General features: G+C 68.8%; 22 protein-coding genes and 1 pseudogene. 12 read left to right on the top strand and 11 right to left on the bottom strand.

The annotated features are described in order from the left end of the window. Positions 1–18: 18 nt before the first annotated feature. Together ACFSJG_RS16660 and tnpB are read right to left on the bottom strand one after the other, a co-directional pair. Positions 19–984, bottom strand: coding sequence for a quinone oxidoreductase family protein (locus ACFSJG_RS16660; protein WP_378486336.1), 966 nt, complete (start codon positions 982–984; stop codon positions 19–21). A gap of 17 nt (positions 985–1001) precedes the next feature. Continuing rightward, the gene (gene tnpB / locus ACFSJG_RS16655; protein ID WP_378486335.1) at positions 1002–2558 is read right to left on the bottom strand and encodes an IS607 family element RNA-guided endonuclease TnpB; all 1557 of its coding nucleotides are present in this window, start codon (positions 2556–2558) and stop codon (positions 1002–1004) included. A gap of 262 nt (positions 2559–2820) precedes the next feature. Here tnpB and ACFSJG_RS16650 point away from each other — a divergent pair, with 262 nt between their 5' ends. Continuing rightward, on the top strand, positions 2821–3186 hold the full coding sequence (locus ACFSJG_RS16650) for a hypothetical protein (RefSeq protein WP_378486334.1): 366 nt from the start codon (positions 2821–2823) through the stop codon (positions 3184–3186). A 69-nt stretch (positions 3187–3255) separates the two neighbouring features. Here ACFSJG_RS16650 and ACFSJG_RS16645 read toward each other — a convergent pair whose 3' ends face one another. The 4 genes from ACFSJG_RS16645 to mptB form a co-directional block, all read right to left on the bottom strand. Further along, positions 3256–4239: a COX15/CtaA family protein gene (locus tag ACFSJG_RS16645; protein WP_378486333.1), complete on the bottom strand. Its 984-nt coding sequence runs from the start codon at positions 4237–4239 to the stop codon at positions 3256–3258. Positions 4240–4327: 88 nt separating this feature from the next. Next, positions 4328–5128, bottom strand: coding sequence for an ABC transporter permease (locus ACFSJG_RS16640; protein WP_378486332.1), 801 nt, complete (start codon positions 5126–5128; stop codon positions 4328–4330). Continuing rightward, complete coding sequence (locus ACFSJG_RS16635; RefSeq protein ID WP_378486331.1) at positions 5125–6060, bottom strand: ABC transporter ATP-binding protein; 936 nt, start codon at positions 6058–6060, stop codon at positions 5125–5127. The genes ACFSJG_RS16640 and ACFSJG_RS16635 overlap by 4 nt, the downstream gene beginning before the upstream one ends. Beyond that, on the bottom strand, positions 6057–7817 hold the full coding sequence (mptB, locus tag ACFSJG_RS16630) for a polyprenol phosphomannose-dependent alpha 1,6 mannosyltransferase MptB (protein WP_378486330.1): 1761 nt from the start codon (positions 7815–7817) through the stop codon (positions 6057–6059). Before mptB ends, ACFSJG_RS16635 begins: the two co-directional genes overlap by 4 nt. Positions 7818–7971: 154 nt before the next feature. On the opposite strand from mptB, the gene ACFSJG_RS16625 reads away from it, so the two are divergent. The 7 genes from ACFSJG_RS16625 (at position 7972) to ACFSJG_RS16595 (ending at position 14440) form a co-directional block, all read left to right on the top strand. After that, complete coding sequence (locus ACFSJG_RS16625) at positions 7972–8643, top strand: helix-turn-helix transcriptional regulator (RefSeq protein ID WP_378486329.1); 672 nt, start codon at positions 7972–7974, stop codon at positions 8641–8643. A 148-nt stretch (positions 8644–8791) separates the two neighbouring features. Next, positions 8792–10198 (top strand): Fe-S cluster assembly protein SufB, encoded by a 1407-nt coding sequence (gene sufB, locus ACFSJG_RS16620; RefSeq protein ID WP_417716649.1) that lies wholly within the window; start codon positions 8792–8794, stop codon positions 10196–10198. Beyond that, a complete protein-coding gene (gene sufD, locus ACFSJG_RS16615; RefSeq protein WP_378486327.1) occupies positions 10199–11386 on the top strand; it encodes a Fe-S cluster assembly protein SufD in 1188 nt (395 codons plus the stop codon). It abuts the gene before it with no gap. Positions 11387–11442: 56 nt separating this feature from the next. Further along, positions 11443–12249, top strand: coding sequence for a Fe-S cluster assembly ATPase SufC (gene sufC / locus ACFSJG_RS16610; RefSeq protein ID WP_378486326.1), 807 nt, complete (start codon positions 11443–11445; stop codon positions 12247–12249). Positions 12250–12253: 4 nt separating this feature from the next. Continuing rightward, a complete protein-coding gene (locus tag ACFSJG_RS16605) occupies positions 12254–13549 on the top strand; it encodes a cysteine desulfurase (RefSeq protein ID WP_378486325.1) in 1296 nt (431 codons plus the stop codon). A 1-nt stretch (position 13550) separates the two neighbouring features. After that, positions 13551–14039 carry a Fe-S cluster assembly sulfur transfer protein SufU gene (gene sufU / locus ACFSJG_RS16600; RefSeq protein WP_378486324.1) on the top strand — a complete coding sequence of 163 codons (489 nt, stop codon included), beginning with the start codon at positions 13551–13553 and terminating at the stop codon, positions 14037–14039. After that, entirely contained in the window at positions 14036–14440 is a 405-nt protein-coding gene (locus tag ACFSJG_RS16595) for a metal-sulfur cluster assembly factor (protein WP_378486323.1), read from the top strand. The genes sufU and ACFSJG_RS16595 overlap by 4 nt, the downstream gene beginning before the upstream one ends. 77 nt (positions 14441–14517) lie before the next feature. On the opposite strand, the gene ACFSJG_RS16590 is transcribed toward ACFSJG_RS16595, so the two are convergent. Further along, on the bottom strand, positions 14518–15417 hold the full coding sequence (locus tag ACFSJG_RS16590; RefSeq protein WP_378486322.1) for an SGNH hydrolase domain-containing protein: 900 nt from the start codon (positions 15415–15417) through the stop codon (positions 14518–14520). 105 nt (positions 15418–15522) lie between these two features. Next, complete coding sequence (locus ACFSJG_RS16585) at positions 15523–16758, bottom strand: acyltransferase family protein (RefSeq protein ID WP_378486321.1); 1236 nt, start codon at positions 16756–16758, stop codon at positions 15523–15525. Positions 16759–17277: 519 nt separating this feature from the next. On the opposite strand from ACFSJG_RS16585, the gene ACFSJG_RS16580 reads away from it, so the two are divergent. Together ACFSJG_RS16580 and ACFSJG_RS16575 are read left to right on the top strand one after the other, a co-directional pair. Next, complete coding sequence (locus ACFSJG_RS16580; RefSeq protein ID WP_378486320.1) at positions 17278–18393, top strand: NAD(P)-dependent alcohol dehydrogenase; 1116 nt, start codon at positions 17278–17280, stop codon at positions 18391–18393. Between the two features lie 2 nt (positions 18394–18395). Then, positions 18396–18857, top strand: coding sequence for a DUF4334 domain-containing protein (locus ACFSJG_RS16575; RefSeq protein WP_378486319.1), 462 nt, complete (start codon positions 18396–18398; stop codon positions 18855–18857). Positions 18858–18950: 93 nt separating this feature from the next. Here the strand turns inward: ACFSJG_RS16575 and ku are convergent, their stop codons facing one another. After that, positions 18951–19760 carry a non-homologous end joining protein Ku gene (gene ku, locus ACFSJG_RS16570; RefSeq protein ID WP_378486318.1) on the bottom strand — a complete coding sequence of 270 codons (810 nt, stop codon included), beginning with the start codon at positions 19758–19760 and terminating at the stop codon, positions 18951–18953. A gap of 58 nt (positions 19761–19818) precedes the next feature. On the opposite strand from ku, the pseudogene ligD reads away from it, so the two are divergent. Continuing rightward, positions 19819–21681 (top strand): annotated as a pseudogene (gene ligD, locus ACFSJG_RS16565) (non-homologous end-joining DNA ligase); the annotation flags it as partial. A gap of 158 nt (positions 21682–21839) precedes the next feature. Beyond that, the gene (locus ACFSJG_RS16560) at positions 21840–22649 is read left to right on the top strand and encodes a metal-dependent hydrolase (RefSeq protein WP_378486316.1); all 810 of its coding nucleotides are present in this window, start codon (positions 21840–21842) and stop codon (positions 22647–22649) included. Here ACFSJG_RS16560 and ACFSJG_RS16555 read toward each other — a convergent pair. After that, a complete protein-coding gene (locus ACFSJG_RS16555) occupies positions 22612–23664 on the bottom strand; it encodes a TIGR03617 family F420-dependent LLM class oxidoreductase (protein WP_378486315.1) in 1053 nt (350 codons plus the stop codon). The genes ACFSJG_RS16560 and ACFSJG_RS16555 overlap by 38 nt on opposite strands. Further along, positions 23661–24809 (bottom strand): lycopene cyclase family protein, encoded by a 1149-nt coding sequence (locus ACFSJG_RS16550; protein ID WP_378486459.1) that lies wholly within the window; start codon positions 24807–24809, stop codon positions 23661–23663. Before ACFSJG_RS16550 ends, ACFSJG_RS16555 begins: the two co-directional genes overlap by 4 nt. Positions 24810–24878 lie beyond the last annotated feature (69 nt).

Below are 24878 nucleotides of genomic sequence, written 5' to 3'. Positions count from 1 at the left end.
GCCCGGTCCGCTCCGTCGTCACGGCACCAGGACGATCGATCCCGTCGTCCTGCGGCCCTGCAGGTCGCGATGCGCCTGCGGGGCCTCGGCGAGCGGGTAGCTCGCGCCCACCCGGATCGTCAGGGTTCCGTCGGCGATCGCCGAGAAGACGTCGCCCGAGCGCCACAGGAGCTCCTCACGGTCCCGGATGAAGTGCGCCAGCGTGGGGCGGGTGAGAACCAGCGAACCCGCCTTGTTCAGGCGCTGCGGGTCGAACGGTGGAACAGGTCCGGAAGCGGCACCGAACAGCGCGAGGGTGCCACGGATCCGCAGCGACGCCAGGCTCGCCTCGAAGGTGTCCGCGCCGACGCCGTCGTACACCGCAGCCACGCCCTCGCCGCCGGTCAGCGCGCGCACCCGCTCGGCGAGGTCGTCGCCGTACCGCAGCACCTCCGCTGCGCCCGCCTCCCGGGACAGTGCCTCCTTCTCGTCGGTCGACACCGTCGTGATCACCCGGACGCCCTTCGCGGCGGCCAGCTGAGTCAGGATGAGGCCGACCCCGCCCGCACCGGCATGGACGAGCACCGTCTCTCCGGGCCGGGCGGGGTAGACCGAGTTCAGCAGGTAGTGCGCCGTCATGCCCTGCAACAGCGCCGACGCCGCCTGCGCGGCCGGGACGCCGTCCGGCACGGGAACGGCCCGTGCCGCGGGCACCACGACGAGCTCGGCGTAGCTTGCGGCCGCATCCGACCACGCGACCCGGTCGCCGACCTTCACGTCGGTCACCTGCGAGCCGACGGCCTCGACGACGCCGCTGCCCTCGGAACCGGCGATGTACGGCAGGTCGACGGCATAGGCGCCGGTGCGGAAGTACGTGTCGATGAAGTTGACGCCGATGGCTTCGGTGCGGACCAGGACGTCGGTCCCGCCCGGCACGGGGTCCGGGGTGTCGGTGAGTGTCAGGACGTCGGGTCCGCCGAATTCGGTCACGGTGATTGCGCGCATGAGTCCGATTCTGCCGTTCACGCTGAGTGTTGTTCGGTACACCCGACATGATTGACCGAATTACTTCGGCCACCTTCACCACCAAGTGGCGTTCCCGCGGCAATACCGTCAGCCCGCCGAAAGGCGGGTCTTATGGTTGGTTTCCGTCGGGCATCTTTACCGTCTCGTCCGCAACTCGCCGAAGACGCACCACACGCGGACCTCGTTGCGAGTGCAGCGAGGTTGCGGGCAGCATTGAAATCTCGATCGCCACGGAAGCCGCAGCCATCGCAGGTGAACACCCGAACGTTCAACGGCAGTTTGGCTTTCACCACCGAACAGTTCGAGCAGGTCTTACTCGATGGAAACCACCGATCCGCCACCACCAGACCGGTACCGGCCCGCTCCGCCTTGTACGTGACTTGACGACGGAGTTCACCGAACCCGGCGTCATACAGCGCCCGGTTCAAACCTTTCTTGGATGCGCCACCAGCCCGGCTCATCCCGGATACGTTCAAGTCTTCGATGACGACGGTGTCGAAATCCTTCACGAGCCGGGTGGTGAGTTTGTGAAGGTGGTCGCGGCGAGAGTTCGCGATCCGAGAGTGCACCCGCCGGATCTCGCTCTGGGTGCGCAGCCACCGCAGTGAGGGTTGCTGGTTGGTGCGGCGATCCGGCCCGGTGCGCCGCGCCGCTCGGCGTTGCAAACGACGCAACGTCCTCGCCTGTTTACCTGTGTGTTTCGGGTTTTCGATCATCTCGCCGGTGGACAGGACCGCGAGGTGTGTGACCCCGAGATCGACGTCCACCACAGAACCTGGGCCCGCCTGTGTGTCGACGGCGCTGGCATCCGTTCGCGGGAGTGCACGCGCCGGGATAGTGGTGTTGACGGAGAACGACACCTGCCATCTACCACTCCTGTACGAGACGGTCACCGACCGAATTCGAGCGGAACCGACTGCGAGTTTGCGGGCCAACTTCCGCGTCGACTCTGCAGTCTTTACGACCCCGATCCTCGGTAGCTGGATATGACGCCGATCACCACCATCGGTGACGAGCCCGAAAGCACCCGTCGTGAACCGGCACGACAATCCAGCGTGCCGGCCCTTGAACCTCGGGAAACCTATGGAACCTTTGCGTCGTCCGGTGCGGGCATCGGACCAGTTCGACAACGCCGCACTACAGTTCGCGATGCCGCTGCTGTACGCCTCCTTCGAATTCTCCGGCCACCATGGCAGTCCCGTTTCGGTGTTGATGGCGACAGTGTTCTTGACGGTGTTCCAGTGCTTGCGCAGGCTGTACGCCGACCACGACAGCGGCGGTGTTACCTCGGAACCGGGTATGTCGTATGACTGTTCCGCCGTCCGTTGATCGAGGTTCGCCTTCACGTGGCTCAGCGCCCAGTTGTAGGCGTACCGCTGCGCCCCGCAGTGCGAGCGCAGCATCTCAGCCTGGGCGGGTGTGGGGTCGAGGGCGTACACGAATGCCCGCACCACGGTGCGGTCCGGCGGCGGTGTCTGGTCGGCGCATTCGAGAGAAGATGTGTTACTGGCAAGTTTGGTCGGCACCAGAACATCCACTCCTTCCGGAGTCATCGACAAACCGAACACCATCCGACAGCGGAAAACTACAACGACGCACTGACAGGAACGGCTCCACCCGACAGGAACTGACTCCGACCAGCACGCTCTCGACGGTGGATGCTTCTGTCTCGCGTCGACTTCCATCCGCGCAACCGACATCGTTACGACACGCGATTGCGCAGAACAACACGAAAGAGCCCGACCAGACGAAGTCAGAAGGCTGGTCCGGGAACTGCGGGCGGAACCGTTGCCTGTCCTCCCGTATCCTGAGGGCATGACTGTGGACACCCAGGATTCCGGCGCTGCCGCGCCGACCGTCGTCGCACCTCCGCGGACCGTCGCCGCGGTGCGCAAGTTCGTCGCCGAGCACGGCGGTTCCGCGACCGCCGTCGTCCAGCCGGTCGGCTACGCAGGCGTTCGCATCACCCTGGTCGGCGCCGACGGTGTCCTCGGTGACGAGGTGGTCGCGGACATCGCCACCGCAGACGCCGTCGTCGAGGCGGTCGAAGGTGTCTCGACCTCCGGCTGGGAGCGGAGCGTGACCAGCATCGTCACGCCACGCGAGGGCCACTGGAAGAAGATGGCGGGCTGGGTCGCCAACCAGACGCGTTTCCCGAAGGCCCGCAACGGCCTCGGCTGACACGTACCTCGAACGGTTCGGGCCGGCTCACCTCACGGTGAGCCGGCCCGAGTCGTCTCGCCCCGACCGCTAGGCGGCCGAGGGAGTGGGGGCGTCGGTGGGGGAGAGCTCGGAGGGTGCGGGTTCACGGACGCGGCCGGCCGCGTACAGGGCGGCGGTGGCGGCCGTGCACGCGCCTGCCAACGCGACGTGGATCGTCACCAGCGTCGCCGGGACGTCGGTCCAGAACTGCACCAGGCCCACACACGCCTGGGACACGACGAGCGCCACCACCACCTGCAGACGCAACTTCAGCGACTGTCGGGCACCGACCGCGTACAGCGCGAAACCGAGACCGACGAGCAGGGCCAGGTACGCGACGAGCAGTTCCGCGTGCAGGTGTACGAGATTCGTGATGTCGAGATCGAGCCGCTCGACTGTCCGCTCCGGCGACTTGTCGCCCGCGTGCGGACCCGCGCCGGTGACCATCGTCCCAGCGACCAGGGTGCCCGCGAGTGCGACACCGGTCAGCGCCGTCAGCCAGCGCAGCTGCTTCGGGAGAACGACGGTGTCGACACCGTCGTCGGGCTGGTCGATCTTGTGGAACAGGATCACCGACACCCACACCATCGCCATCGACACCACCATGTGGATGGCGACGGTCCACCACAGCAGGCCGGTCAGCACGGTGATGCCGCCGATCACGGCCTGCGCGACCGTCGACAGCGGCATCAGCCACGCGTACACGAGCACCTCGCGGCGGCGGGCGGCGCGGGTCACGGCGATCACGGCAGCGGCCGCGGTCGCGACCACCAGGAACGTCAGCAGTCGGTTGCCGAACTCGACGGCCTGATGGAACCAGGGCGCGGTCGACGTTCCGGTCGGGACGAAGCTGCCGGGATGGCACTGCGGCCACGTGGTGCAGCCGAGCCCCGACGCGGTCACCCGGACCACCGAACCCGTCACCGCGATTCCGCCCTGGGTCAGGATCACCGCTACGGCGATCCACTTCTGGACTGCCAGTGACGGCATCGGTAGACGATTGACCAGGTTCACGAAGCCGCGATACAGCACGTCCACGATGGTAGAGACCCGTCAACTACGCCGTGTCGTTGGGGCGGCTCGGCCGCTGTGTCGTTGGGGCGGCTCGGCGCTGTCCGGATCAGGTGAACTTGAACAGCCGCACCGCGAGCCAGGCGCCCGCCGCACCCCACACGGCCATCACGGCGAGCGCGAAGACGTCCACCGAACCGGACAGTGCCCGGTCCAGACCCTCGGCCAGGGCGCCCGACGGGATCAGTCGCGCGACGGTGTGGAGGGCGGGATTGATCGCGTCGCCGCCGAAGACCACCGAGCCGACGCCGGCCATGACGAACCACAGCACGTTCGCCAGCGCCAGCACGATCTCGGCCTTGAGCGTGCCGCCGAGCAGCAGGCCGAGAGCCGCGAACATCACGGTCCCGAGTGCGACGACCACCGCGCCGAGCGCGAGGCCCGCGGCTCCGGGACGCCACCCGAGGGCGAAGGCGATCGCACCGAGCAGGAGCATCTGCAGCACCACGACGATGACCACGGCCGCGCTCTTGCCAGCGATGATCCCCCAGCGAGGCAGCGGAGTGGCACCGAGCCGCTTCAGCGCGCCGTACCGGCGGTCGAACCCGACGGCGATGGCCTGGCCGGTGAACGCTGTGGACATGACCGCGACCATCATCACCGCGGGGACGACCCGGTTCACCCGGGGGTCGCCGAGGTCCCCGAACGGCAGCAACGTCAGACCGATCAGCAGGGTGATCGGGATGAACATCGTCAGCAACAGTTGCTCGCCGTTGCGGAGCAGCAGCGTCAGTTCCATCCGGGTCTGCGAGGCGAGCATCGTCAGCGGACGGGACGCCTCCGGCCGGGGAGCGAACGTCCCCGGCGTGAATCGGTTCTCGCCGAGGCGATCGGCATGCGAGAGGCTCATCCCCTCAACTCCCGTCCGGTGAGGTCGAGGAAGACGTCCTCGAGGCGGCGCTGGTCGACACGGAGCTCGGTGGCGAGCACGTCCTGTCCGGCGCACCAGGTGGTGACGGTCACGAGCACGGCCGGATCGATCTCGCCCTCGACGACGTAGCTGCCGGGCGACGGCTCGAAGGGCACGTAGCCGTCCGGGAGGGCGGCGGCGAGGCCGGAGAGGTCGAGTCCGGCAGGCGCGGTGAACTGCAGTCGGCCCGCGGCGCCGTGGCTGGTCAGCTCGCTGGGGGTGCCCTCGGCGACGATGCGGCCGTGGTCGATGATGACCAGCCGGTCGGCGAGGGCCTCGGCCTCGTCCATGAGGTGGGTGGTCAGCAGCACCGACACGCCATCGCGCTTCAGGGCGTCGACCAGTTCCCACACCATCAGTCGGGCCTGGGCGTCGAGTCCGGCGGTCGGCTCGTCGAGGAACACCAGTTCGGGTCGTCCCACCAGCGCACACGCGAGGGCGAGGCGCTGCTGCTGGCCGCCCGAGAGGCGCCGGTACGGGGTGCGGGTGACATCGGCGAGGCCCAGTTCGCGCAGCAGCCACTCCGGATCCAGGGGGTCCGCGGAGTACGAGGCGACGAGGTCGAGCATCTCGCCGGCCTTGGATCCGGGATAGGCGCCGCCGCCCTGCAGCATCACGCCGATGCGGGCGCGGACCTCGCCGGACGCGGTGACCGGGTCGAGGCCGAAGACCCGGACGGACCCGCTGTCGGGGCGTTGGAAGCCCTCGCACATCTCGACGGTCGTGGTCTTCCCTGCGCCGTTCGGCCCCAGCAGAGCGAGCACCTGGCCGCGTTCGAGGGTCAGGTCGAGGCCGTCGACGGCGCGGGTGCCGTCGAACGACTTCACCACACCGTCGAGGTGCAGCACGGGAGTGGACAGGGATGAACTCACGGGACCTCAGCGTAGGCGTCGCCCGATCGGGCTCCGTTCGACGCCCCGTTGTCGGCTCGCCAGGGCAGTGTGTTGCGGGTGACCGCGATGATCGAGCCGCACACGAGAATCGTCGCGATCGCGGCCTGCACGATGATGAACGGTTCGTACTCGCCGCCGTTCGGCATCACGATCAGGCTGACCACGGAGGAGAAGGCGATCGCGGGGATGCGGAACACCGGGCGGGTGGCCCAGGCCGCGAGTGGAATCACGGCCCACAGCAGGTACCACGGCTGGACCACGGGAAACAGCAGCACTAGAACGCCGAGCGAGACGCCGAGTGCACCCACCGGGTGGATTCGCCCGACCAGGACGGCGATCAGCATTCGTAGCGCAACGAAGGCCGCGACCAGCGAGGCGATCGGTCGGGTCAGGCTCAGGACGGCGGTGGTGTGGTCGCCGAGTCCGAGCAGGACGCCGGCGAGCCCGGTGCCCAGGCCGAGGAGTGTCGGCAACGACATCCAGCTGCGGACCTCGTTGGCGGTACCGAGTGTGTCGGGGCTGAGCCAGCCGAAACCGAGACCGCTCACAAGGCTCACGGCCGCCACCACGATGCCGGTGACCGTCAGCAGCAGTGCGGCCGCGGAGGCGATCGCCTTGACCGTGCCGCCCCAGCGCCGGGCCAACGCCATCCCGACGAAGCCGAGTGCCAGGAGTGTGGGGATCTTCACAGTCGCGGACAGTGCGATGAGGCCGGAGCCGGCGAGCAGCAGTGCAAACCCGCGTCCGCCGTCCGCGGCCCGGAACGTCGGACGGATCGGGTCGCTGCCCTCGATCGCCCGCAGCGCGAGCTCGATGCCCGCCAGCATCAGTCCGAGCATCAGTGCCTCGTTGTGGATGCCGGCCACCAGATGGAAGAGCAGGAGCGGGTTCGCGGCACCCAGCCACAGTGCGGCAACGGGTGCGACCCCGCACCGGCGGGCCAGCCGTGGCAGTGCCCACACGATGAGTGCGACGCCCGCCAGCGCGACCATACGGTGCAGGAAGATGCCGGCGACGATGTTGTCGCCGGCCAGCGCCGAGATTCCCTTGCCGATCCAGATGAACAGCGGCCCGTAGGGGGCGGGGGTGTCCCGCCAGATGGTGGGCACCGTCCTGGTCAGGACGTGGTCGACGCCGAGGGCCATCTTGGGGCCGATCGCATAGGGGTCGAGTCCGAGCGCGGCGATCTTGCTCTGGGCGAGGTACGAGTAGACGTCCTTGCTGAACATCGGTGGCGCGACGCTGAGCGGAATCACCCACAGCAGGAGTGTTCGGTCGAGCTGAGACCGGGTCAGCCGGCGAACCGGGGAGCCGGAGCGGAAGCTGCCGATCGCGAAACGGCCGAGGAGCAGCCACGCCAGGACCACCATCACACTGCCCGTCAGGGTGATGGTCATGGCCACGCTCGGCATGCGGGCGGGCAGTCCGAGCAGGCGAAGCCCCTGAACGGGATTCTGCAGCACCGGCTGCGCACCGGCGCCGAGCGCGCCGAGTGCCATGAGCAAGGTGCCGGTGGCGCCGAAGCGGCGGACGCCGCGCAGCTGGGCGGTCTCTCTCGCGTCGAGTCCGGGGGCCTCGGCCTCGTCGCCGTGCAGGCTGGTGACGGCGAATCCGTCGTGATCACGCTCGAGGCCGAGCGCCCGGCGGCCGAGATGAACGACGCGTGCCGTCCGCGTCGGGGGAGCGGTGAGCGTCGTCTGGTCACCGTTCGCCGGTGTGTCGTCGGTCTGCGGCACAGGGTGAAGCGTAGCGGTGTTACTCAGGGCACCCTTGCTGGACCGCTGTCGCGAATTCCGTCACACTAGTGTTGTGAAAACGGTCGGCACGCACCCCGAGTACGACGAAAGCGCAGGTTACACGCCTGACGCCGCGTCGCGTTCGGTTGCGACCGTGACCGGGCACGAGGGCCACACGCGCGGCGCCGTCGTGAAGCTCCTGCTGGAGCAGGGGCCGATCACGGCCACCGAGATCGGTTCGCAGCTCGGGCTCAGCGCCGCAGGCGTGCGGCGCCACCTCGACGTCCTGATCGACGCCGGTGAGGCCCGGGCGACGCGGGCCGCGGCCTGGCAGCAGAAGGGGCGTGGACGGCCCGCCAAGCAGTTCCAGCTGACCGCGGCGGGACGCTCCCGGCTCGGGCACTCGTACGACGACCTCGCGGGCGCCGCGATGCGTCAGCTGCGCGAGATCGGCGGCGAAGCGGCCATCACCGAGTTCGCCCGCAGGCGGGTGCAGACCATCGTCGCCGACATCGACCCGGCCACGGGCCACGACGTCGACGAGGTCGAGCAGACCGCGGACGCCATCGCCGACGCGTTCACCACCGCCGGATTCGCCGCGACGACCCGGCCTGTCGGCAACGGCGTCCAGATCTGCCAGCATCACTGCCCCGTCGCGCACGTCGCCTCCGAGTTCCCGGAGTTGTGCGAGGCGGAGACGCAGGCATTCGCCGAACTACTCGGAACCCACGTGCAGCGGCTCGCGACCATCGCCAACGGGGACTGCGCGTGCACGACGCACGTTCCCCTGATCTCACCGCCCGCAGCTCATCAGGAAGACACGTGACGCCCCCGCAGTCGACAGCCCCCGAAGAACCGTTCTCCCCGGTGCACAGCCCGCGCCGAGTTCGAAGTAGTTACGTTCCAAGCCTCCGGAAGGAGCTCGCATGACAGTCACCCAGGACCAGGCAGCCGGGCGACCCAACCAGCCCGCCATGACGCAGGACGAGACCATCGCCTCGCTCGGCAACTACGGCTACGGTTGGGCCGACTCGGACGAGGCGGGCGCCAGCGCCCAGCGAGGGCTGTCCGAGGCCGTCGTGCGGGACATCTCCGCGAAGAAGAACGAGCCGGAGTGGATGCTCGACATCCGCCTCCGTGCGCTCAAGACCTTCGACAAGAAGCCCATGCCGAACTGGGGCAGCAACCTCGAGGGCATCGACTTCGACAACATCAAGTACTTCGTGCGGTCGAGCGAGAAGCAGGCGGAGTCCTGGGAGGACCTGCCCGAGGACATCAAGAACACCTACGACAAGCTGGGCATCCCGGAGGCCGAGAAGCAGCGCCTCGTCGCCGGTGTCGCGGCCCAGTACGAGTCCGAGGTCGTCTACCACTCGATCCGTGAGGATCTCGAGTCGCAGGGCGTGATCTTCCTCGACACCGACACGGGCCTGAAGGAGCATCCGGAGCTCTTCAAGGAGTACTTCGGTTCCGTCATCCCGGCCGGCGACAACAAGTTCTCCGCGCTGAACACCGCGGTGTGGTCGGGCGGCTCGTTCATCTACGTCCCGCCGGGCGTCCACGTGGACATCCCGCTGCAGGCCTACTTCCGGATCAACACCGAGAACATGGGTCAGTTCGAGCGGACGCTGATCATCGTCGACGAGGGTGCCTCCGTGCACTACGTCGAGGGCTGCACCGCGCCGATCTACAAGTCCGACTCGCTGCATTCCGCTGTCGTCGAGATCATCGTGAAGAAGGGCGGCCACTGCCGCTACACCACGATCCAGAACTGGTCGAACAACGTCTACAACCTGGTCACCAAGCGCACCAAGGTGGACGCAGGCGGCTCCATGGAGTGGATCGACGGCAACATCGGCTCCAAGGTCACCATGAAGTACCCGGCCGTGTGGATGATGGGCGAGCACGCCCGCGGCGAGGTTCTCTCCGTCGCGTTCGCCGGCGAGGGCCAGCACCAGGACACCGGCGCGAAGATGCTGCACCTGGCACCGCACACGTCGTCGACGATCGTGTCGAAGTCCGTCGCCCGCGGCGGTGGCCGTGCCTCCTACCGTGGCCTGGTCCAGGTCAACAAGGGTGCGCACGGATCCGCGTCGACCGTGAAGTGCGACGCGCTGCTGGTGGACCAGATCTCCCGGTCCGACACCTACCCGTACGTCGACATCCGTGAGGACGACGTCTCGATGGGTCACGAGGCCACCGTGTCGAAGGTGTCCGAGGACCAGTTGTTCTACCTGATGAGCCGCGGCCTCTCCGAGGACGAGGCCATGGCGATGGTGGTGCGCGGCTTCGTGGAGCCCATCGCCAAGGAGCTGCCGATGGAGTACGCACTCGAGCTCAACCGCCTGATCGAACTGCAGATGGAAGGGGCGGTCGGCTAAGTGAGCTCCGTCGACAACACAGCCGTCGCGGCCGAGGCCCGCACTCCCGCCACCAACAAGGGCGAGGTCTTCACTTCGTTCGACGTGAACGCGTTCGAGGTCCCGGGCGGCCGCGACGAGGTGTGGCGCTTCACCCCGCTGCGCCGACTCCGCGGCCTGCACGACGGCACCGCCGTCCGGACCGCGAACGCCACCGTCGAGGTGTCGGATCACGACGGCGTCACCGTCGAGACCGTCAGCCGCGACGACGCCCGCCTCGGTCAGGGCGGCGTCCCCGCCGACCGGGTCGCCGCGCAGGCGTACTCGGGTTTCGAGACCGCGACCGTCGTCACCGTCGGTGCCGAGCGTGAGGTCGCCGAGGCGATCAACGTCGTCGTCACCGGCCCCGGCGCAGACCAGGTCGCGTTCGGGCACATCCAGATCCGCCTCGAGCAGTTCGCGAAGGCGACCGTGGTCCTCGATGAGCGGGGCAGCGGCACCTACGCGGAGAACGTCGAGTTCGTACTCGCCGACAGCGCCAAGCTGACCGTCGTCGCCGTCCAGGACTGGGCCGACGACGCCGTGCACGCCGCCGCCCATCACGTGAAGGTCGGTCGCGACGCGGTGCTGCGCTACACGGCCGTCACCCTCGGTGGCGACGTCGTCCGCATCACACCTGTCGTCAAGTACCAGGGCCCCGGCGGCGACGCCGAGCTCCTCGGCCTGTACTTCGCGGACGCCGGGCAGTTCTTCGAGCATCGCCTGCTCGTCGACCACTCGGAGCCGCACTGCAAGTCGAACGTCGTCTACAAGGGCGCGTTGCAGGGCGAGGCCGGTGCCGACGCGCACCAGCCGGATGCGCACACCGTGTGGGTCGGCGACGTGCTGATCCGCGCTGCCGCCGAGGGCACCGACACCTTCGAGCTGAACCGCAACCTGGTCCTCACCGACGGCGCCCGCGCCGACTCGGTGCCGAACCTCGAGATCGAGACCGGCGAGATCGTCGGCGCCGGCCATGCCAGCGCGACCGGCCGCTTCGACGACGAGCAGCTGTTCTACCTGCGGTCGCGGGGAATCCCGGAGGACCAGGCCCGCCGCCTGGTGGTCCGTGGCTTCTTCCACGAGATCATCCAGAAGATCGCCGTCCCCGAGGTGCGCGAGCGTCTCGAAGCCGCCATCGAGGTCGAACTCGCCGCCGTCGGCGTCTGATCCGTTCACCGCGCCGAATCAGCCCCGGCGACACCACTTTCCAAAGGATTCTTCGAATGACCAGCCCCGAAAACTCCGTCCGTGAGAGCTCTGTCCTGGAAGTGCGGGACCTGCACGTCCGGGTCGCGCAGACCGACGAGAACGCCGAGCCGATCAACATCCTCAAGGGTGTGAACCTCACCGTCCGCTCCGGCGAGACGCACGCCATCATGGGCCCCAACGGCTCCGGCAAGTCCACCCTGTCGTACGCCATCGCCGGCCACCCCAAGTACGAGATCACCTCCGGCAGCATCACGCTGAACGGTGAGGACGTGCTGGAGATGAGCGTCGACGAGCGTGCCCGCGCCGGCCTGTTCCTCGCGATGCAGTACCCCGTCGAGGTCCCCGGCGTCTCCATGTCGAACTTCCTGCGCACCGCCGCCACAGCCGTCCGCGGTGAGGCCCCGAAGCTGCGGCACTGGGTCAAGGAGGTCAAGGGCGCGATGACCGAGCTCGAGATCGACCCCGCGTTCAGCGAGCGGTCCGTCAACGAGGGCTTCTCCGGCGGCGAGAAGAAGCGCCACGAGATCCTGCAGCTCGGCCTGCTCAAGCCGAAGATCGCGATCCTCGACGAGACCGACTCCGGCCTCGACGTCGACGCGCTGCGGATCGTGTCCGAGGGCGTGAACCGGTACCAGGAGCGCGAGCACGGCGGCGTCCTGCTCATCACGCACTACACCCGCATCCTGCGCTACATCAAGCCGCAGTTCGTGCACGTGTTCGTCGGCGGCCAGGTCGTCGAGTCCGGTGGACCGGAGCTCGCCGACGAGCTCGAGGCCAACGGCTACGTGCGCTTCACTCAGGCTGCAGCGGCGGGAGCCTGACCCCATGACCAGCACGGTGCGCGCACTCGACGTCACCAGCATCCGCAAGGACTTCCCGATCCTGGCCCGCACGGTCCGGGACGGGAAGCCCCTGGTCTACCTCGACTCGGGAGCCACGTCGCAGCGGCCCGTGCAGGTGCTCGACGCCGAACGCGACTTCCTCACCACCTCCAACGCGGCCGTGCACCGCGGTGCGCACCAGCTGGCGGAGGAGGCCACCGACGCGTACGAGGACGCGCGGGCCGCGATCGCGCGGTTCGTCGGTGCGTCCCCGGACGAGCTGGCCTTCACGAAGAACGCCACCGAGGCCCTGAACGTGGTCACCTACGTGCTCGGTGACGACCGCTTCGAGCGGCGCGTCGGGCCCGGCGACGAAATCGTGATCACCGAACTCGAGCATCACGCGAACCTGGTGCCGTGGCAGGAACTCGCCCGGCGCACAGGAGCGACCCTGCGCTGGTACGGCGTTACGGACGACGGCCGGATCGACCTCGACTCGCTCGAGCTGTCGGAGTCGGTGAAGGTCGTCGCGTTCACCCACCAGTCCAACGTGACGGGTGCCGTCGCGCCGGTCGAGGAGCTGGTGCGGCGGGCGCGCGCCGTCGGTGCGCTCGTCGTGCTCGACGCGTGCCAGTCGGTGCCGCACATGCCCGTCGACTTCCATGCGCTCGACGTCGACTACGCCGCGTTCTCCGGGCACAAGATGCTCGGCCCGTCCGGTGTCGGTGTCCTGTACGGCAAGCGGGAACTGCTCGCCGCGATGCCGCCGTTCATCACCGGCGGCTCGATGATCGAGACCGTCACGATGGAGGGCAGCACCTACGCGGCTCCGCCGCAGCGTTTCGAGGCGGGCGTGCCGATGACCTCGCAGGTCGTCGGCCTCGGTGCCGCGGTCCGCTATCTCGAGGCGATCGGCATGGAGTCGGTCGCGGCGCACGAGCACGAGCTGACGGCACTGGCCCTGGAACTGCTGGGCGCAATTCCCGGCGTTCGGATCGTCGGCCCGGTGACCGCGGAGAACCGCGGCGGCGCGGTGTCCTTCGTGGTCGACGGGATCCACGCCCACGACCTCGGGCAGATCCTCGACGACGAGGGCGTCGCGATCCGGGTCGGTCACCACTGCGCGTGGCCGCTGCACCGCCGGTTCGGGGTGGCGGCAACGGCGCGCGCGTCGTTCGCGGTGTACAACACGGCCGACGAGGTGCACGCGCTGGCCGCGGCGATCCGTCGGGCGCAGGAGTTCTTCGGGACGCACGAGCCGCTGGATCATGTCGAGACCACGGCGGACGGGGCGTCCTGACATGCGGATGGAACAGATGTACCAGGAAGTGATCCTGGACCACTACAAGCATCCGCACGGCCGCGGGCTGCGGGAGCCGTTCGGTGCCGAGGTGCATCACGTGAACCCCACGTGCGGAGACGAGGTGACGCTGCGGGTGCACCTCACCTCGGATGGGCGGGTCGGCGACGTGTCCTACGACGGTCAGGGCTGCTCGATCAGCCAGGCCGCGACGTCGGTGCTCACCGACCAGGTGACCGGCATGCCGGTGCGGGAAGCACTGGACGTGGTCGACGCGTTCAACGAGATGGTCACCAGTCGCGGCACCGTCGAGGGTGACGAGGACGTGCTCGGTGACGGCATCGCCTTCGCGGGCGTCGCGAAGTATCCGGCGCGCGTGAAGTGCGCGTTGCTCGGATGGATGGCGTTCAAGGACGCGGTAGCGCAAATTGTCGATGGCGACACGGCAGGGGACGACGTGCCCGCCGGAACCGGAGGAGTTACATCATGAGCGACGCACAGACCGACGCCGCCGCGGTGACGGAGGAGTCCGGCCCGGTGGCGGCCCCGGTCGAGCTGACCCCCGAGCAGCAGGCGTTCGTCGACGACGTCGAGGAGGCGATGCGTGACGTCGTCGACCCCGAACTCGGCATCAACGTCGTGGATCTCGGCCTCGTGTACGGCATCTCGATCGACGAGACCGAGGAGACCGTCGCGACGGTGGACATGACGCTGACGTCGGCGGCGTGCCCGCTGACGGACGTCATCGAGGAGCAGGCGCGTGGTGCGCTCGTCAAGAGCGGCCTCGTCGACGAGCTGAAGATCAACTGGGTGTGGCTGCCGCCGTGGGGTCCGGACAAGATCACGGAGGACGGCCGCGAGCAATTGCGCGCGCTCGGATTCACCGTCTAGGAATCATCTACGCGAATCGGCTCGGGTCGGGGTGTTCTCCCCGACCCGAGCCCTTTTCCGTTCACGAGCGGACGATGTCACGCCAGGGCAGTGACGATGTGGTTCTCGATCGATCCCGACAGGTACTCCGCGTACTCGTTGGTGATGTGGTGTTCGCCGGCGTAGACGAGGTGGTCACCGACCACCGCGGGGCAGACGTCGGTGCAGAACCAGGGGTTGACGTCGATATAGGTGCCGCCGACAGCCTCGGCGGCCGTCGACCATCCGGTCTGATTCGGAAGGACGGCGGCGGCGGGCATCGAGCAGCGGCTCAGGTCCGTCGAGTTGAGTGCGACGCACTCGGACGGGTTCTCCTCGGGGTGCGGCGCATTGCCGAGCATGACGACCCTCGTGGCCGTGGGCAGCTGTGACGCGGTCTTCGCCAGACCGTCCCGCCACACCTCGGGGGTCACCTCACGGTCCGGCCCCAGGTTCCCGCCGTACCAACCAGCCAGCACGACGACCTCCGGCTGCTCCTTCTGGAGGACCTCCATCCGCCACTTCTGCCAGTCGTCGCACTCGGTGAACGCGCGCTCGAGCTGGTACTGGTAGTAGGTCACCGCGGCCGGACCGCAGTTGTTCTTGGTCAGAACCAGGACCTTCCAGCCGTTGCGCTGTCCGATGAGGTCGAACGCCCCGTGCCACATCGCGGCGCCGGAGTCTCCGATGAGGGCGATCGTGCGTTCGCTGTCGACATCCCCGAGCATGCACCCGCTGATGTCGTCGAGTCGCGTTTCCTCGCGTGAGGGGGTGCAGCCCGGGACGGCCCACTGTGATTCGTCGTCACCGCTGGCCGCCAGCAATGCGGCGTTCGTGATCGTCGCGGGCAGGGTCGTCGCCCCGGCAGCCGTCTGGACCGCGCCCACGACTTCGGCTTCCGGAACAGCGGCGGCCGCAACCTCCGTCGGCCAGTCGTGTGCGGAACTGTCCGACGTCACCGCCTGACATCCACTCAGAGCTACGGCGGCGATACATATCGCCGTGGCCGCAACCAGTTTCGAGGGCACAGAAATCCTCACGACGAGGGTCCTTTCCGGGGAGTTTCAGAACAGCTGTTGGACGAGGGGAACGGCCAGATCCCACCGGTACCGTTCGAACCAGGCCACTGCGAAGACGAGTGCGATGGAGATCGGAACGATCGACAGGCTGAGCCAGGGGCGGGTCACGAGGAATCGGGACCGACGGATCGGGTCCTCGAACGCGTGGTACATCAGGACGGCACCCAGGAATGCCGTGGCAACGAGGAGTGCCTGCGTCACAACGGAGAAGGAGTCGTCCAGTCGGATGGCGGCGATGGTGAAGATCGGCCAATGGACGAGGTACAGCGAATAGGAGATCTCGCCGATGTACCCGGGAGTCCTCGTACTCAGCAGAGCCGATGGAGAACCGCGGACGACCCGCATGCCCGACACGATCAGTGCCGCGGTGCCCAGGACGGGGACGGCCGCGATCCAGCCCGGGAAGCTGGTCGTGTCGTCCAGGAACACGACGGACCAGACGATCGCAGCAGCACCGAGCCATCCGAGCAGTACCGCCCCGACTGCGGAAAGCCGTTGTGTGAGAGACGGCTCGGTCGCCGCGAGGAGCGCGCCGATCGCGAGCTCCCAGGCCCGCGTGAAGGGGGAGTAGAAGGCGGCGGTCCCGTCCGCGGAGGTCAGCAGGATCGAATGGGCATAGCTGGCGACGACGACCACGGTCAGCACCGCGACGAGCACCTGCGGCAGTCGCAGTCGCACGACACGGCGGACGAGCACGACCGCGAGGAGGACGAGCAGCGGCCAGACCAGATAGAACTGCTCCTCGACCGCGAGCGACCAGTAGTGCTGCAGCGGAGAGGGATCGTCCCCGAGCCGCGCATAATCCGAGCCGGTCGCGATGAAGTGCAGATTGGCGACGAACAGTGCGGCTGCAGTTGCGTCGGGGAGGACCTGCGCTCCGCGGAGGAAGTTGGTCAACTCGAAGGTGGCGACGACCGTCAGGACGATGACGAGCGTGGCGGCCGGGACGATTCGGCGCGCGCGCTTGGCATAGAACTCGAGAAACCATGTGCCGGGGCCGCGATCGGTGTCCCTGAGCAGCATTCCGGTGATGACGTACCCGGAGATGACGAAGAAGATGTCCACGCCGACGAATCCGCCGCCGAACCCGGCCAGACCGACGTGATCGAGGACGACCACGAGCACGGCGATTGCGCGCAGGCCCTGTACATCCGGGCGCCATCGTGGCGGCGTCGTCGGGTTTCCTGCCCTGTCGCCCGGAACGTCGATTGCAGCGGTCATCCACGTCGCCCTTCTGTTGCTGAGGGTCTGCTGTGGAGAACCCGTGAAGCAGGTGAACGTCGGAAGGATAGCCGATCATATGAGGCTTGGCTTACCTCACCTCACGTCCACTTCATCTGCTGTCTCTCTGGCGTTTCAGGTGTGCGAACGTGGTGGCGGCAGGGATGCGCTTGTGCTCGCCGACCTGACCGTCTCGTCGGTGGACGATCGACGCGGGCCCGAGTGGACGGTGTCGACTCGTTCGGTTCGTGGTCCGAACGCGTCGAGGGGCCCGCCGACCCCCTGTGTCGGCGGGGCCCTCGCCTACGTGCACCGCGTGGTGAAGTTAATCACTATTCGCCTCGTGTGTCGATGATTTCGGCGAACAATTGTCGTTCGAGAGGACTGTGCGACGGCTGTCATTGATCACTGCGGATCGCGCAGCCCGGGCCTCGACGCCGTCTCTCCGGTCGAGTAAGTTAATTTCCATTCGCGCAGTGTGCGGATGTTTCGGTGCCGGATCGAGCAGTCAGGGATGTGGTGGAGCAACGAGCGCGTGCGGCGGTGCTGACGGAGTACGGTGAGCCGCTGGTGATCAGGGACATCGAGATCGCGGACCTGCGAGAGCACGAGATCCTGGTACGGATCGCCGGGGTGGGGATCTGCCACACCGACCTCACCGCGGCGCAGGGGGGCGTACCCGTCCCCACGCCTGCCGTTCTCGGACACGAGGGCGCCGGGATCGTGGAGACGGTGGGGTCGGCCGTCGAGCACCTCGCCCCGGGCGACCACGTCGTGCTCAGCTACTCCGCGTGCCGCACCTGTCGCAACTGCGCGGACGGGCATCCCGCCTACTGCGAGCAGTTCGCCCTCCGCAACTACTCGGGCCGCAGACCGGACGGATCCGTCACGCTGGCGGCCGACGGTGAGCCGCTGCACGGCAGCTGGTTCGGGCAGTCGTCGATGGCCACGCACGCCGTCATCGACGCGGCCGACGCGGTCCTGGTCGCGAGCGATCTCCCGATCGAGCTGCTGGGCCCGCTGGGCTGCGGCATCCAGACCGGGGCGGGCGCTGTGCTGCGCGTGCTGCGGCCTCGATCCGGGTCGTCGATCGTCGTGTTCGGCGCCGGCGCGGTGGGTATGGGCGCGGTTCTCGCAGCCGTGGTTGCCGAGTGCGGCCAGATCGTCGTCGTCGACCCGGTGGAATCGCGGCGCGAGCTCGCACTCTCGCTCGGGGCCACCGACGCCGTCGACGCGGCGATGTCGGACCTCGCGAAACACCTGCGCAGGCTGACCGGTGGCGGTGCCGACCACAGCGTGGACACCGTCAGCAACGAGGCGGTGCTGCAGACCGCGACCACGGTCCTCCGATCGCCGGGCAGCTGCGCCACCCTGGGCCTGCGGGGTCAGAAGAACCCCGTGACCCTCGACCAGTCCGCACTGCTGATGGGTCGCACGGTGACCGGAGTCATCGAGGGTGATGCCGATCCGCGGCAGTTCGTGCCGGAACTCGTCGAACTGTGGCGCGCAGGCCGGTTCCCGTTCGACAAGCTCGTCACCACGTTCGCGTTCGACGATCTCGACAAGGCACTCGAGGCCACCCGCTCCGGCGCCGTGGTCAAGCCGGTGCTGACGTTCACAACCACGGAAGGATGATCATGACCACTCGTGACCAGGTGGAGAAGCTGCTCGCCGCGGAGAAGGTCGACCCGCGCGACCTCGACGAGCTGTGGGCTCGGCTCGACGTCGTGAACATCGACGAGCTGAGCGGCCAGTGGCGTGGACGCGGCTTCGACACGGGCCACCGCACCAACCCGCTGCTCGCGGCGTCGCGCTGGTACGGCAAGACCTTCACCTCGCGCTTCTCGGTGCAGCCGCTGGTGTGCCGGGGTGAGGACGGCGAACTGTTCTCCGACGTCAAGACCGGAAAGGGTGAGGCCAGCCTCTGGATGGTCGAGTTCCGCGGGGAGTCCACCGCGACGATGGTCTACGACGGCATGCCCGTCTTCGACCACTTCAAGCGCGTCGACGAGACGATGCTCGTGGGTGTCATGAACGGCAAGGGCGTCCTCGACGACGGCGAGCACTACTGGTTCGTGCTGGAGCTCGACGAGGTCTAGCGCCTACGGGCCACGCGGTCGGGCCGGGAATCGGATTCACCCAGTTCGGGATGGGCAGATCCCGGCCCTGTCGCGATTCGCAGGACCCTGCTGTCAGCCGGTCGCCTTCTTCCCGCCGTCGGCCTTCTTGGCCTCGTCGACACTGCGTTGCAGGGCCGCGACCAGGTCGACGACCTCGGCGTCGGCCTCGTGACCGCCACCGGACGGGAGGGTGACCTTCTCGCCGCCGTTCGCGATCGTCTCGTCGAGGAGCTTCTGCAGCTGGATCTGGTAGTCGTCGGTGTACGACGCGGGATCGAAGTCCTCGGACATCGAGTCCACCAGCATCGTCGCCATCGTCAGTTCCTTCTTCGACGGCGACGACTCCTCGTCGAGGGACCCGAAGTCGGCGGTGCGGACCTCGTCCGGCCAGAGGAGGGTCTGGACGACCAGCACGCCGTCGCGCACGCGCAGCGCGGCGAGCCGGGTCCGTTGCCGGAGGGTGAAGTGCACCAGGGCGGTGCGTTCGCTGTCGTCGAGGGTGGACGCGAGCAGCTGATACGCCTTCGGTGACGCCGAGTCCGGTTCGAGGAAGTAGCTCTTCTCGAACAGGATCGGGTCGATCTGGTCGGAGGGTACGAACTGCAGGACCGGGATCTCGTGTTTCTCGGCAGCGGGAAGCTTCTCGAAGTCCTCGTCGGTCAGCACGACCTGCGCGCCGTCGTCGGAGATGTACGCCCTGTCGATGTCGGCGTACTGCACCACCTGGCCGCATTCGCTGCACACACGGCTGTACTTGATGCGTCCACCGTCCTTGCCGTGGACCTGGTGGAACCGGATGTCGTGGTCCTCGGTCGCCGAGTACACCTTGACCGGGACGTTCACGAGCCCGAACGCGATGGAACCTTTCCATATCGAGCGCATCTCCCCACTATGGTCCATAGTGTGGGATCAGGCCAGGTGGGAGAGAACCGGTGGGCTGATGGCAACGACGCACAACACTGCGGTCCGGGTGGGGGGGCGGCTGCTGTCGCTGACCAACCTGGACAAGGTGCTGTACCCGGAAACGGGGACGACTAAGGCCGAGGTGCTGCAGTACGTCACCGAGGTCGGGCCGTGGCTGCTGCCCCTGTTGCAGGGGCGCGCCCTGACCAGGAAGCGGTGGCCGAACGGCACGGCCGCGGAACCGTTCTTCCAGAAGAACACGGAGTCGGCCACACCGGACTGGATTCCCAGGCACACACTCACGCAACGGTCGCGGACCGTCGACTACCCGGAGGTCACGGAACTCGCGGCGCTGGTGTACTTCGCGCAGTCGGGGGCGCTCGAGTTCCACGTGCCGCAGTGGCGCTTCGACCCGGACGGCCGGCCCGGCGACCCGGATCGCCTGGTGATCGACCTCGACCCCGGACCCGGTGTCGGTCTCGACGAGTGTGCGGACGTCGCGCTGCGGGTCCGCGATCGGCTCGCGGAACGTGGGCTGGACGCGCTGCCGGTGTCGAGCGGCAGCAAGGGGATCCACCTGTACGCCGGCCTCGACCCCGGATGGACCTCGCACCGGTGCTCCGAGGTCGCGAAGGCGATCGCCGAGGAACTGGAACGGGAGACGCCCACGTCGGTGACGTCCACGATGACCCGTGCCCTGCGCGCGGGAAAGGTGTTCGTGGACTGGAGTCAGAACTCGGCGTCGAAGACCACCGTCTCGCCGCTGTCGTTGCGCGGGACGCCCGCACCCATGGTCGCGGCGCCGCGGACCTGGGACGAACTCGCGCAGCCCGGGTTGCGGCAACTCGACTTCAGCGAGGTGCGCGACCGACTGCGAGCCGGGACCGCGCCGCCGGTGGTGCCGCGTCCGTCGCACACGAGTCGGGGCGCGGTGCGGCAGCGTACGGTCGGCCGGCGCGCCGGGCCCGGCCCGATGCTGGCGACCGCGACGACACCCGACGAGTTCGCCCGGCGGGCCGACCCGCAGGTGTGGGTCCTCGAGCGCAAGTTCGACGGCATCCGTGCCCGCGTCGACTTCGGTGCCACCGACGAGGTGCGGCTGACCAGTCGCAACGGCCTCGACATCGGGGTCGGCTATCCGGAGTTGACGGTGCTGCCCACCGGTCTGCACGGGCACACCGGCGTCCTCGACGGCGAGATCGTCGCCTTCGGGGACGACGGCGCGCCCAGCTTCGGTCGTCTCCAACAGCGGATGGGCCGATCGCGCGCGCCGTCCGCGGCCGAGCGCCGCGCGAATCCGGTCGCACTGCTGCTGTTCGACGTGCTCGAGTTGGACGGTGTGTCGTTGCGGGACAAGCCGTTACGAGACCGACGGCGGGTGCTCGACGCGATCCCCGTCGACGCGGACGGTACCTGGACGGTGCCCGCGCTGCTGCCCGGCGACCTGGAGTCGGCCCTGGAGCAGAGCCGACACGAACGGATGGAGGGCCTGGTCGCGAAGCGGTGGGACAGCACCTACCGCCCGGGCCGGTCCTCGGAATGGCTGAAGATCAAGCACTTCCGGACCGGCGAGGTGGTCGTCGGAGGCTGGCAACCGGGAGAGGGTGGGCGCGCAGGCGGCATCGGCTCGGTCCTCGTCGGCGTGCCGGAGCCGGCGGGTTCGCTGCGCTACCTCGGCAAGGTCGGCAGTGGACTGTCCGAATCCGCGGTCGCGGGTCTCGCCGAGCGTCTCGAGGCGGTCTCGGAGTCCCCGTTCGGGGGGACGGTCCCGGACGGGGAAGCGAGGGCGGCGCACTGGGTGCGTCCGGAGGTGGTCGCCGAGGTGAGGTTCTCCGAGGTGACGGAGGACGGACGGTTGCGGCACCCGGTGTGGCGCGGGGTGCGTCCGGACAAGGACCCCGCCGACGTCCGGCCGTCGGAGTGGCCCGAATCCTGACGGGCCGAACACCGTGTGTACGCCCGTCCGGCGTGTCGGTGGCGGTTGGTACAGTCGGCGCACAATGCGCGGCTCGTCTCGGGCAGTGCTCTGATCCTCACTGTCCGAAAGGGTTTCGCCACATGGTGATGGGTGCCACCCATGCTGTATCCGGTGCGGTTGCCGGGCTGATCGCGGCGCAGGTGCTGCCGCCCGAATGGGGTGGTCCCACCTCCACCGCCGAGGTGTTCACCTTCGCCGGAGTCTGCGCGGGGGCGGCTCTGCTGCCGGATCTGGACACCACCCAGTCGACGGTGGCCCGCTCCTTCGGGCCGCTCAGCTGGGTTCTCGCGAAGGTCGTCGACGAGGTGTCGCTCTGGTACTACCGGCTCACGCGGGGCAAGCGCGATCCGAAACGCAATGGTGGACACCGAACCCTCACCCACACGGCGCTGTTCGCCGTCGCGATCAGTGTCGGGGTGTCGGCGCTGGTGACGGCGTTCGGCCGCGGCGCCGTGATCGGAACCCTGTTCCTCACGCTCGGACTGGCACTACGCGGTCTGGCGGGCGGCTGGGCCAAGCGCAGCGGGTGGATCGCCGTCACCCTGGTCGCTGGCGTCCTGGCGGCGCTGACGTGGACGTGGTACCCGGACGAAATCGGTTCGCGGGCACTGGGAGTCGCGGTCGGACTCGGATGTGCCGTGCACTGCCTTGGTGATGCGATCACCAAGGAGGGGGTTCCGTTCCTGGCGCCGTTCGTGCCGTGGCGCCGGCAGCGGTGGTGGGAGCTGCAGCTGCCGTCCTGGCTGTCGATCCGGGCCGGCGGGACGTTCGAGCGCGCCTTCCTCGGGCCCGCACTGACCCTGGTCGCGGGTGCGCTCGCGTTCTGGTCGCTCGACGGTGTCCCCGAGGCCGTCAACGACGCGCTGGTGCAGTTCGGGGCGCTGAGCTGACGGTGCCGGATGCCGGGGCGTCGAGCGCTGTCACGAGGTCGCGCACGTGCGCGAGATCGACGTCGTAGCCCGGGAAGTAGCAGCAGACGCGGTCGGCATGGGCTCCGAAGCGGCGCAGGATCTCTGCGGCGCAGTCCTCGGGGGTGCCGCGCACCGCCAGCGTCTCGAGCATCGTGTCGTCGACCAGCGCGATCATCTCGCCGATCGCGCCGCGCTTGGACAGCGCGTTCAGCTGCTCTTGCAGAGGTGCCCACCCCTCCACCTCGAGCACCGGCCGGTAGGCGGGGGTCGAACCGTAGAACGCGAGAAGCGCCCGGACACCGGCCCCGGCTGATGCCAACTCGGCGTCGGTGCGGCCGGTCGCGACGATCACCTGCGGGACGATCTCCAACTCGCCGCATTCCCGGCGGGCGAGTCCCGCCTCGACGGCGGGCAACGTGCGCTCGTGGAAGTGTCGCTCGCTGTGGAAGGGCATGACGAGCAGCCCGTCCGCGACCTCGGCCGCGGTCCGCGTCATCACCGGGCCCAGCGCGCCGAGCAGGATCGGCGGCAGTCCGTGCGGATTGGGACCGGGAACGAACGTCGGCGGCATCAGGGTGTGGGTGTGGAACTCGCCCCGGTAGTCGAGCCTGGTTCCGTCCTGCCAGGCATCGAGGATCGCCCGGACCGCGAGGACGGTGTCGCGCATCCGTGCGGCCGGCCGTGACCACTCGGACGAGTACCGCTTCTCGATGTGCGGACGGATCTGGGACCCGAGCCCGAGCCGGAACCGGCCGCCGCTCATCGACTGCAGGTCCCACGCGGAATGGGCGAGGTGCATCGGGCTGCGCGGCAACGCGATCGCGACGTTCGTCGCCAGGTCGACGTCGACGACCGGTGCGGCCGCGACGAGGGGGAAGAACACGTCGTGTGGGCCTTCGAAGGTGAACAGTCCGGCGACGCCGGTGTCGGCGAGTTCGACGGCGCGCCGCGCGGCGTCGGCGGGTGCTGCGTCGAGCTGGATCTCGACCTTCATCGGCGTGTGCTCCTTCGCTGACCGGGCCGCGGCAGGGCGGCGCCGACCAGTGTGCGCCGGACCGGTGACGGCGCGTGGCGAAACAGCGTCCACATCGCCGCCGCCGTGGCCCGCGGATCGTCGCGGCGTGACAGGTACGCGCGCTGCACGTCGGGGGGCAGCGCGAAGAACCCGTCGAAGAACCCGGCGACGTGCTCGGGGGGCAGTGCGAGCAGGGCCCGGAGCCCGACCACACGCAGGGACCGCACCACGCGCGCGGTGCGCGGCCACAATGCCTTTTCCGGATCGGTCCCCGCGACGAGGGCCGCCACGACGTCGTCGACCGCCGCGAGGGACGCCGCGACGCTGTAGCCCGTGCCCGGATGCATCAGGCCCCCGCGCGCACCGAACCCGAACACCCCGCCGCCCGGGGTCGGTGCCTCGACGGGAAACCGGACCCGTTCCACACCTGCGTCGTCGGGAACGACGACTCCCCGACCGCGCAGGCGCGTCAGCAGCCGCTCGCGCAACGCGGACAGGGGGAGAGCCGGCCTGCCGACCAGGCAGGTTTCCTCCAACAGGACCACGCCGGGACGGACCGGAACCGCGTAGAGGAACGAGGGCGGCTCGCCGGTGCCGGTGCCGTTGTCGCGCCGCCAGTCCATGAACAGCGCGGCCGCGTCGCCGAGCGCGGGCGCCGCGATCGCGTCCGGCACGACGAGTCCGTACGCCGTCTGTTCGGCAGCGCCGGACCCGGGCCGCGGACCGCGCGCATCGACGACCCGGCCGGCGCGCAGCGTCGTGCCGTCGTCCAGGACGACCTCGCGTCGCCCGAGACGACGTGCCTTTCCGGTGACGACGCGGGCGGCGCCGGTGCCGAGCGCGGACCGGAGCGCGGGATTGTCGAAGACGACGTAGTCGCGGTCCACGACGTGCTCACGGACGGCGACCACCCGAGGCGCCGTGATCGTGGCCGCCACCCCGGCCGTGCTCAGCCAGGCCGGCAGCTCGTCCGACCATGCTGCGTAGGTCGGTGTCCACGTCCGGTCCGGTGCCGGGTCCACCGCGACGACGTCGAGTCCCGCGGCAGCGGCGCGATGCGTCAGCGCCCGCCCCGCCGGGCCGAGTCCCACCACGATCAGGTCCGCCGTGCCGTCGTCGCCCACGAGCGCCCACGGTAGTCGCGGGCTCTGCCTGCGCGCCGGACCGGCGTCGAACTGCGACGATGGTGCCAC

Origin of the sequence: Rhodococcus gannanensis (assembly GCF_042681175.1) — a bacterium.
GTDB classification, from domain to species: domain Bacteria; phylum Actinomycetota; class Actinomycetes; order Mycobacteriales; family Mycobacteriaceae; genus Rhodococcus_G; species Rhodococcus_G gannanensis.
This window is presented reverse-complemented; position numbering and strand designations above follow the sequence as displayed.

Bases quoted from the DNA above. Each gene is read 5' to 3' on its own strand.
- ACFSJG_RS16575 (WP_378486319.1), top strand. From the start codon at position 18,396: ATGACCACTCGTGACCAGGTGGAGAAGCTGCTCGCCGCGGAGAAGGTC.
- ku (WP_378486318.1), bottom strand. From the start codon at position 19,760: ATGCGCTCGATATGGAAAGGTTCCATCGCGTTCGGGCTCGTGAACGTC.
- ACFSJG_RS16585 (WP_378486321.1), bottom strand. From the start codon at position 16,758: ATGACCGCTGCAATCGACGTTCCGGGCGACAGGGCAGGAAACCCGACG.
- sufC (WP_378486326.1), top strand. From the start codon at position 11,443: ATGACCAGCCCCGAAAACTCCGTCCGTGAGAGCTCTGTCCTGGAAGTG.
- ACFSJG_RS16650 (WP_378486334.1), top strand. From the start codon at position 2,821: ATGACTGTGGACACCCAGGATTCCGGCGCTGCCGCGCCGACCGTCGTC.
- ACFSJG_RS16660 (WP_378486336.1), bottom strand. From the start codon at position 984: ATGCGCGCAATCACCGTGACCGAATTCGGCGGACCCGACGTCCTGACA.
- ACFSJG_RS16560 (WP_378486316.1), top strand. From the start codon at position 21,840: ATGGTGATGGGTGCCACCCATGCTGTATCCGGTGCGGTTGCCGGGCTG.
- ACFSJG_RS16605 (WP_378486325.1), top strand. From the start codon at position 12,254: ATGACCAGCACGGTGCGCGCACTCGACGTCACCAGCATCCGCAAGGAC.
- sufB (WP_417716649.1), top strand. From the start codon at position 8,792: ATGACGCAGGACGAGACCATCGCCTCGCTCGGCAACTACGGCTACGGT.
- ACFSJG_RS16595 (WP_378486323.1), top strand. From the start codon at position 14,036: ATGAGCGACGCACAGACCGACGCCGCCGCGGTGACGGAGGAGTCCGGC.
- tnpB (WP_378486335.1), bottom strand. From the start codon at position 2,558: ATGACTCCGGAAGGAGTGGATGTTCTGGTGCCGACCAAACTTGCCAGT.
- ACFSJG_RS16640 (WP_378486332.1), bottom strand. From the start codon at position 5,128: ATGAGCCTCTCGCATGCCGATCGCCTCGGCGAGAACCGATTCACGCCG.
- ACFSJG_RS16555 (WP_378486315.1), bottom strand. From the start codon at position 23,664: ATGAAGGTCGAGATCCAGCTCGACGCAGCACCCGCCGACGCCGCGCGG.
- sufU (WP_378486324.1), top strand. From the start codon at position 13,551: ATGCGGATGGAACAGATGTACCAGGAAGTGATCCTGGACCACTACAAG.